General features: G+C 39.6%; 7 protein-coding genes. 4 read left to right on the top strand and 3 right to left on the bottom strand.

Annotation, left to right across the window (positions count from 1 at the left end; all coding sequences use genetic code 11):
- The coding region (locus AC1DPQ_RS10915) for a trans-sulfuration enzyme family protein (RefSeq protein WP_477609240.1) at positions 1-1,055 on the top strand (1,055 nt) is incomplete at its 5' end.
- A gap of 316 nt (positions 1,056-1,371) precedes the next feature.
- On the opposite strand, the gene AC1DPQ_RS10910 is transcribed toward AC1DPQ_RS10915, so the two are convergent.
- Complete coding sequence (locus tag AC1DPQ_RS10910; protein ID WP_477582480.1) at positions 1,372-2,511, bottom strand: hypothetical protein; 1,140 nt, start codon at positions 2,509-2,511, stop codon at positions 1,372-1,374.
- 321 nt (positions 2,512-2,832) lie between these two features.
- Between AC1DPQ_RS10910 and AC1DPQ_RS10905 the strand changes: the two genes are divergently transcribed.
- From AC1DPQ_RS10905 to AC1DPQ_RS10895, 3 genes are all read left to right on the top strand, one after another.
- Entirely contained in the window at positions 2,833-3,516 is a 684-nt protein-coding gene (locus tag AC1DPQ_RS10905) for a DNA alkylation repair protein (protein ID WP_477582482.1), read from the top strand.
- 101 nt (positions 3,517-3,617) lie between these two features.
- Complete coding sequence (locus AC1DPQ_RS10900; protein WP_029276239.1) at positions 3,618-4,340, top strand: pirin family protein; 723 nt, start codon at positions 3,618-3,620, stop codon at positions 4,338-4,340.
- A 64-nt stretch (positions 4,341-4,404) separates the two neighbouring features.
- Positions 4,405-4,698, top strand: coding sequence for a hypothetical protein (locus tag AC1DPQ_RS10895; protein WP_477582484.1), 294 nt, complete (start codon positions 4,405-4,407; stop codon positions 4,696-4,698).
- Between the two features lie 227 nt (positions 4,699-4,925).
- Here the strand turns inward: AC1DPQ_RS10895 and AC1DPQ_RS10890 are convergent, their stop codons facing one another.
- Together AC1DPQ_RS10890 and AC1DPQ_RS10885 are read right to left on the bottom strand one after the other, a co-directional pair.
- Complete coding sequence (locus AC1DPQ_RS10890) at positions 4,926-5,204, bottom strand: LapA family protein (protein WP_029276236.1); 279 nt, start codon at positions 5,202-5,204, stop codon at positions 4,926-4,928.
- A 4-nt stretch (positions 5,205-5,208) separates the two neighbouring features.
- Complete coding sequence (locus tag AC1DPQ_RS10885) at positions 5,209-8,013, bottom strand: TolB-like translocation protein (protein WP_477609238.1); 2,805 nt, start codon at positions 8,011-8,013, stop codon at positions 5,209-5,211.
- Positions 8,014-8,064: the final 51 nt, after the last annotated feature.

The following is an 8,064-nucleotide window of genomic DNA, read 5'->3' as shown; positions in this document are numbered from 1 at the left end:
CGGAAGAAATGCGTGCTTTGTTTGCTAACGAAAAGGAAGGGAATGTTTATAGCCGTTATTCAAATCCAAATACATCAGAGTTTATCGAAAAAATGTGCCTCTTAGAAGGTGCCGAAGATGGTTTTGCCACTGCAACTGGAATGGCTGCGATTTTTACCACATTTGGTGCATTTTTAAAAAATGGCGACCATTTGGTTTCGAGCAGATCAGTTTTTGGTTCTACACATCAATTATTAACCAATGTTTTTTCTAACTGGGGCGTAACTTTCGATTATGCAGATCTGGATAAACCACAGGATTGGGAAGCTTTGATTAAACCCAATACCAAAATGATTTTTGTAGAAACGCCATCTAATCCTGGCATCGACATTATCGATCTGGAATTTTTGGGCGATCTGGCTAAAAAACACAAGGTATTACTGGTTATTGATAATTGTTTTGCTACACCATATCTGCAACAGCCGATTAAGTATGGTGCGCACATTTCGATCCACTCGGCTACCAAATATATTGATGGACAAGGAAGAGTATTGGGCGGCGTTATTTTAGGGACCAAAGATTTAATTGCAGATGTGATTGCTTTTGCCCGTCACAGTGGGCCGGCATTATCGCCTTTTAACGCATGGATTCTATCTAAAAGTTTAGAAACTTTGGCCATCCGTATGGACCGCCATTGTGAAAATGCTTTAAAAGTTGCAGAATATTTAGAAAAACACCCGAAAATTAAACTGGTAAAGTATCCGTTTTTACCCTCGCACCCGCAGTACGATATTGCCAAGAAGCAAATGAAACAGGGTGGTGGTATTGTAACCATTGTGGTTGAAGGCGGTATTGATGCTGCACGTAAATTTATGGACGGTCTGCAAATGTTCTCTATCTCCGCAAATTTGGCCGATACCCGTTCCATTGCAACACACCCTGCTACCAGTACACACAGCAAACTTACCGAAGAACAGCGTAATGAAGTTGGTATTGAGCAAGGTTCAATCCGTTTATCAATTGGTTTGGAGCATATCAACGATATTTTAGCTGATATTGAACAGGCATTGGCTTAATAAAGGCATAAATAGAAATAGGCTGTATCATAAATAATTGTCATCCTGAGCCTGTCGAAGGACTTGCTAAAAGCGTTTCGACAGGCTCAACGTGACAAATTCGGATAGAATTTATAAATATGATACAGCCTCTTGTGTTTCTGGACCAATAATTATTATTGAAAAATAATAATTATTGGTCCAGGTTAGAAAGACCCTGAAATAAATTTACTGCGTAGCTTTTCGCTGCGCTACAGGTCAGGGTGACGATCGTTTTAGAAAAAAAAATAGTTAAAACACCAAAAAGCAAAAACTAATAATCGAAGTTAGGTTGTAACTATTCGTATTTTGAAAAATCTACAGCAAATATACAGCGGTTAACCTGACTGCCATTTTGAGCTCCGGCATTGGGTTCAAATTCAGTTAAGCTCCATAAATACCCGTATTGGGCTTCAAGATATAACGATTCAGCGCCGTATGGCCACCTGTATCGAACAGTATTCGTATCACCATCTGTATACCTTGCTAAGCGGGCGGTTGATCCGTACGATTCGCTAGGCGATCCGGTGCAGGAAAGCCAGGTTCTATTCCCTTTTCTAAAAACGCCTTGTATCCCATGTGCATGATCTGAAGTAAATAGGCTGTTTTTTGGAATCACTGTTTGTATGCCCGAATTCTGCAATTCGCCGGATGAGTTTATCGGAAACCCGAATATTTTAGGTACAATTGATGCATCTGCACTGCCGGCGTAATATTGCCCTGTCCATAATTGATTGTTCTCGTAATTTACCTGTACTGTTGAAAAAGGACTTGCCTCATTAATTTTATAATAACCTATTTGCGGAAGGATGTACCTGTAATTAAAAGCATAAAGATTACCGCTAGCATCTTTCCCGCACTTATCATCAGTGCCCGTTCCTGTAGTTACTTCAATAATTTTGTCTAAATCGAATACCCTTAATCCTAAACTTGTACTACTTAAATAAACTTTACCATTAAAATAAGCTACTCCACCTGCATGCACATTTAAAGGGGCGTAAGCGCCATATTGCGTATAATCCAGTGTGCCAGTTGGAAGGGTAGGTTGTACCAATAATATATGTCGGTAAGTTAAATAAGTACTCGAACTTGGGCTGATGTCGATAAGGGTTATTCTCGATCCTTTGCTCTCGGCAGCATCTTTGGCGTACCAGCTTACCAATAAGTAACGTACACCATTTCTAGAAAAACCAGCTATTCCCTGGGGGCGCCATATGGATGTAGTTTCATCATCTTCATTCCATCTAATACCCCTTACCCTGTTTTCTTCTGGGACATTAAAGCCATATACTTCGGTGTAAGCACTGCCGCCAATAGCCTGGCGGTTTTTATCAATTTGTGTTGGATTTAAAAATGAAAAACCAGTGTTGATGTAGGTCGATGTGTTTGAATAGGCATTTACGCTTGCAGCAGCGCTGGCTACTGTAGTGTTAGCCATTAGCATATTTTTCTTTTGGTTTGTTGTGCTAGCCTCCTCTTCAGATAATTTGTTCTTTTCGCAGGAAAATGTGAATAGGCAAGACGCTAATAGCATCCAAATAATGTTTTTTTGCATGGGTTTTAAAAGGTTGATTGTTATGGTTAAATTTAAACAAGTTTAAAAGATCGATGTAAACTTAAAACCGAAACAGTGTTAAGGATTGGTTATGTTTAATGCAGTATGAGGCATCGTTTACGGTAGCCTTTTTTAGACTTCCGAAGTTTCAAAGGCCTGCGCGTTGCCTAAACTTCGGAAGTCTTTCAAAAAAACTAAATTCGTATGATGAATGATCTAGATTTTGTCCTTTCCGAATTAAAATCCATCAGCGAGCCTGATTATCTAAAAAAGATGGCTCATTTTGGGATCGATATTTCTAAAGCTTTTGGTGTCCGTTTGCCGAATATCAGAAAACTGGCCAGGCAAATTGGAAAGAATCAGGAACTTTCTTTATTGCTTTGGAAAACTGGGTTTCATGAGGCCTGCCTTTTAGCAACCATTATCAGTGATTATAAACAGGTGACAGAAACGCAAATAAACGCATGGACGAATGATTTTAGTTCCTGGGATATATGTGATCAGGCTTGCGGAAATCTTTTCGTTAAAACGCCTTATTTTAAGCCGAAGGCCTTTGAGTTTGCCCAGGCTGAAGCAGAATTTGTGAAACGTACTGGTTTTGTACTGATGGCTGAGGCAGCCGTGCACCTCAAGAAAGAACCTGACGAAACTTTTCTGAGTTTTCTTCCGATCATCGAAAGAGAAGCCTACGATAACCGGAATTTTGTTAAAAAGGCAACCAACTGGGCATTGAGGCAAATTGGCAAGCGAAATCTTTTTCTACATGAGCATGCCATCCAAACCGCAAACAATATCCTCGCCCAAAACAATAAAAAAGCAAATTGGGTAGCATTAGATGCGTTAAGGGAGCTTAACAGCGATGCCGTAATGGCAAGGCACAATCGGTGATTGACTTAAGACTCTGAACTTCCGACTACTTTCTTACCCTACATCAATGTTTGGTAAACATCGCTGCTGTAAATTTGTATCATAAACAAGAAAGGAAATTTATGTCACAGTTTATTTTGCACAAAGAAAACACCCGCGGTCATGCTAATCATGGTTGGTTAGATGCACACCATTCATTCAGTTTTGCTAATTACTACAATCCAGAAAGGATGCACTTCGGAGTTTTAAGGGTTTTAAATGACGACAGTATTGATGGTGGAATGGGCTTTGGCTCGCACCCACACGATAACATGGAAATTATTACCATTCCATTGGCTGGTGCAATTGCTCACAAAGATAGTATGGGCAATTCGGCCGTAATTAAAAATGGAGAAATTCAGGTAATGAGCGCCGGAACAGGTGTTAGCCATAGCGAGTTTAACGCAAATGCAGATGAGCAGTTAAACTTATTGCAGATCTGGTTGTTCCCTAACAAGAAAAATGTTACGCCACGTTACGATCAACAAACGTTAGATGTTGCAGCAAGGCACAATAACTTCCAGCAGATTTTATCACCAAATGCTGATGATGCCGGTGTTTGGATTCATCAGGATGCCTGGTTCTCGTTAGGTAAGTTTGATGAAGGTTTTGAAACGGAATACAAAATCAAAAAAGCTGGAAACGGTGTTTATGCTTTTGTAATCAATGGCGAAGTAACCATAAACGGACAAGTGTTGAGCAAAAGAGATGGATTAGGCGTTTGGGATACTGATAGCATTAGTTTTAAAGCCAATACTGCAGATGCAGAGGTTTTATTGATGGATGTTCCGATGGAACTGAATTAAAAAATAATTTTAACCAAACCTCGCAGGTTTTCAAAACCTGCGAGGTTTATTTATTTAAAGAAATATGCAAACTACTATACTTTATATTGGTCGGGATACAGAAATTACTGTAGTAATGAACCGCTTGTTAAATGCCAGACCTGAATGGAAAGGTTTGTGTGTTTGCAAAAATGAAGAAGCCATTTCCATTTGCAAAGAACAACACATTGACTTGGTTTTACTTGGAAATGGAATTGATCAGGAATCAGAAGCTGAACTGAAAAATAAACTTCTCGCCTTAAGGCCAGACCTGAAAATTATCCAGCACTATGGAGGTGGTAGTGGGTTGTTATACGGTGAGATAATGTCGGCACTTTAACTACGAAAAAAAAATACCCGTCATTTCGATAAAAAATCTATTGCATAAAAACCAATGTGATTGACAGAAAGTTTAAAAAGATCACTCACAAGTCGCCATCATCTCGAGCGAAGTGCAACAAAGCCGAGAGATCTATCGAAGCAGATCTCTCCATTTCACTGCGTTCTAGTCGAGATGACGATTTTGCTATTGAGTATCAGATCGTAGAATCCTACTAGTCCTAACTCTTAGCTGATATAATCTCTGTCTTCATCGCTCAATTCTTTTTTATTCGAAACCGGTTGGTTTCTTTCGATCTCATCATCATAACTGCTCAATGTTTTCCGCGGACGGCCCACAACAAAGCCAATGATAAAACCGATGATGATGCAAATACCGATAACCAGAAGTTTAGATACTGGAAGTGTGGTAACCAGGAAATCGAAATCAACAGGTTCGGTATTCACCATTAAAAATATGGTAAGTAATGCAGTCAGGATAATGATGGAGATTGTTTTTGCGCTCATGGTTTTAAAAGCTATAATTAAATGAAAACTCTAATATCGGATTTTGATTGTAAATCTGATTAACAAAAACCAATCTCGCTCCTAAATCTACAACAGGTTGATAGCGCAAAAGGTTTACACTGGTATTTAATTCTACGCCATAAGTTTTCGGATCGTTAAACGTTGTGCCCTTGCCAATGTTCTCATAATGGCAAAATAAACCTGCCCTAAAATTTCTGACATAAGCGAAAGGACCCAACTCCCAATCGGGAAAAGCAAAGGGAAAACGATAGTTAAAAAGCAGACTGTTTTGCAGTTTACTTTTCGCTAAAATATTGTTGTAGCCATAAACGGTTGCAATCTCAGTGGCGTATTGGTTTACACCGCTTGCTTTCTGATAATTGAAGCTCGCTAAAAAGGAATGGTTTTTAGCAACGCCAGGAAAGTAAAGGAAACTTTCGAGCGCTAAAATTTCTCCTTTTAAGTTTTTATCGAAGGGCTGGTGATTATAAGTTGCCCTAAATACTTGTGCCCACTTGGGGGCAATATCCCTTTCGGTAGTACGGACACTGTGGTTAAAAGTAAAATTGTATTCCATCGGAAATTTAAGCTCGCGTATAAAACCAGTAGGCATGTTTTCCGGCATGTACCTTTGCGTAAAACTAGTTGCCGCATTTAGGGTAAAAGCATAGTTCTCATTGCGCGTGTTAAACGATAGCGGAACCGATGCATTAAACTTGATGTAGTTCTCTCTCCAGTCGCCTTGTTGTACCGCGTTTTTAGCTCTGTAGAACGTTCTTTTCGGGCGGTTGCGGTACAATACACTAAATACAGGATAAAGTGCCTTATAGCTAATATCTGCCGTGTACTCAAAACGTTTTAAATCGCGGTGGTATTTTGCGCCGGTATAAAAGTCCATCGTGTTGAGCAGATTGTTTGATTGCAGCTCCAGACCGAAAACATATTCGTTGTCGATAACCGGAATAATGCTGTGGAAACTGAAAAGATTTAAGGCCTGATGATAACGCTTGGCTTGGTAGGTGCTATCGGGAATCTTGTCGAAAACATTCCCAACGTTTTCCTGCTTTTCTGCAGCGGCCGAGAAATCCACAAAGTTATTTTCTCCAACTGGTTTTTCGGTTAATACGGTTTCTGCAATTTCATAACCATTGATTTTATAATTGTTGAAAATGATTTTTCCATCGGCGGTTTCGCTAGGGTTAAAGGCCCCATACTCGGACGCGCTGAGCGCATTTATTTTTTTCGAACCAGGATCTATACTGTAGATGTTATCGATCCCATTAAAGTGCGCATTGAAAACAATTTTGTCGTTGATAAAGATCGGTCGGCTTAACTGTTGTCGGCTGTTAGAAATCAGTTGCGTTTTTTTTTCTCCGTCAATCAACCATAAACTTTTTCCTTTTTCATTTACGCTGACATAAGTAACCTTATTTCCTGATTGATCAAATGAAGGCATCTGCAGGATTTCGTTTTCAAGGTTAGGGTAGGTCTTTAAAATTTTTCCCGAGACTGCATCCAACTCAACCAGATTGAACTGATTGTTCAGCTCCACTTTTGAAGCGATGATTTTCTTTCCATCGTTAGAAAGGCTGGGAGAGAAGAGCCTGCTTTTGCTGCTTAATTTGTTGAATTTTTTGGTCTTCAAATTATATGAACAGATTACGCTGTAGCTCCGTTGTTTGTAGCGCGGATCATAACGTATTTCATCCCAGATCAAAAGATCATTTTTTAAGCTAAACCAAGGCTGTTCCTGATAACCAATTCCGAATAATTTTTGTTCCGATTTATCTTCGTTAATAATCACGAAATATCGTGTATCTGTCTTGCTTTCTTTTAGGGCTAAAACCTGGTTTTTATTTAACCGAACAGGAAGAAAATAATCGGTTGCCAAATCAGCTTTTTTATTTAGGCTTTCATAGCTTTCTGTAATAGATTTTTCTTGCTGTGTTTTCCATTTTTCAGCGAGCTTGTTTTGGGTAGAAAGAAAGTAGGTTCTGGAATTCTGTTTCGTGAATTTTTTTAAGCTCTGCGAAAAGGGGTACAGCCTTACTGGTCTTTTTCTAATGTCGCTAAGTATGCTGTCGGAAATGAACTGCCCATATTTTTCCTTCATATCCGATACCATCAAATATCCGGTTTGATAGTAACCAGGAGTTACGTCTTTGTTCGAGCCGAAATAGGCTTTACTGTATGAGATTTTTTTGCCTTCTAAAATTGAAGCCCGGTAAGGCATGATCCAATTGGGCTGCCTGCCCCGGCCCGAATGCGTCAAGGCGGTTTCGTTAACTACGGCATCACCTTCAAAAAACCAGATGGGGATGCCCGCGCCAAAGTAAGCAAAGTAAACCAGTTCGGGAAAGGGGTGTGCTTGCGTTCCTGTCAATTTGTCAAACTGAGCAATGTGTCTAAGCTCGTGTACTGCCAGGTTGTTTAGCCAATCCTGACTATCGAAAAACTGAGGAGGAGTTGCATAGAATTCAGACTTCTTGGGTGCGAGTTGAACAAAGCCGTTTGCCACGGTTCCGCGGTTCTGGAGTAGGAGTGGAATAGCGGTTTTTTGCTGCCTTAAACCCAGTCCTATTTTGGGGTAGATAAAGGGTAGGGTATTGGCCATTCTTTGTGCCTCTTTCTCCAGTTCTTGCGGATAGATGATTTTAAAGCCGCCCGAATAAATATAGTTCCATTTTACACTAAGTGGGTTTTGTGCGGTGCTGAAAATCTGCCCAAAAACCGATAGTGATGTAAAACTTAATGTAGCTATGCTTAAGTACTTGATAATTAGTTTTTTGTTTGATATGTTTAAATTCATCTAAATTCTTTGCTAAAACATTTAGTTTTTTAAAATTTGTAAGGGCTGATG

Source organism: Pedobacter sp. 01T416_2 (genome assembly GCF_056398925.1).
This window is presented reverse-complemented; position numbering and strand designations above follow the sequence as displayed.

Bases quoted from the DNA above. Each gene is read 5' to 3' on its own strand.
- AC1DPQ_RS10895 (WP_477582484.1), top strand. From the start codon at position 4,405: ATGCAAACTACTATACTTTATATTGGTCGGGATACAGAAATTACTGTA.
- AC1DPQ_RS10890 (WP_029276236.1), bottom strand. From the start codon at position 5,204: ATGAGCGCAAAAACAATCTCCATCATTATCCTGACTGCATTACTTACC.
- AC1DPQ_RS10910 (WP_477582480.1), bottom strand. From the start codon at position 2,511: ATGGCTAACACTACAGTAGCCAGCGCTGCTGCAAGCGTAAATGCCTAT.
- AC1DPQ_RS10885 (WP_477609238.1), bottom strand. From the start codon at position 8,013: ATGAATTTAAACATATCAAACAAAAAACTAATTATCAAGTACTTAAGC.
- AC1DPQ_RS10905 (WP_477582482.1), top strand. From the start codon at position 2,833: ATGATGAATGATCTAGATTTTGTCCTTTCCGAATTAAAATCCATCAGC.
- AC1DPQ_RS10900 (WP_029276239.1), top strand. From the start codon at position 3,618: ATGTCACAGTTTATTTTGCACAAAGAAAACACCCGCGGTCATGCTAAT.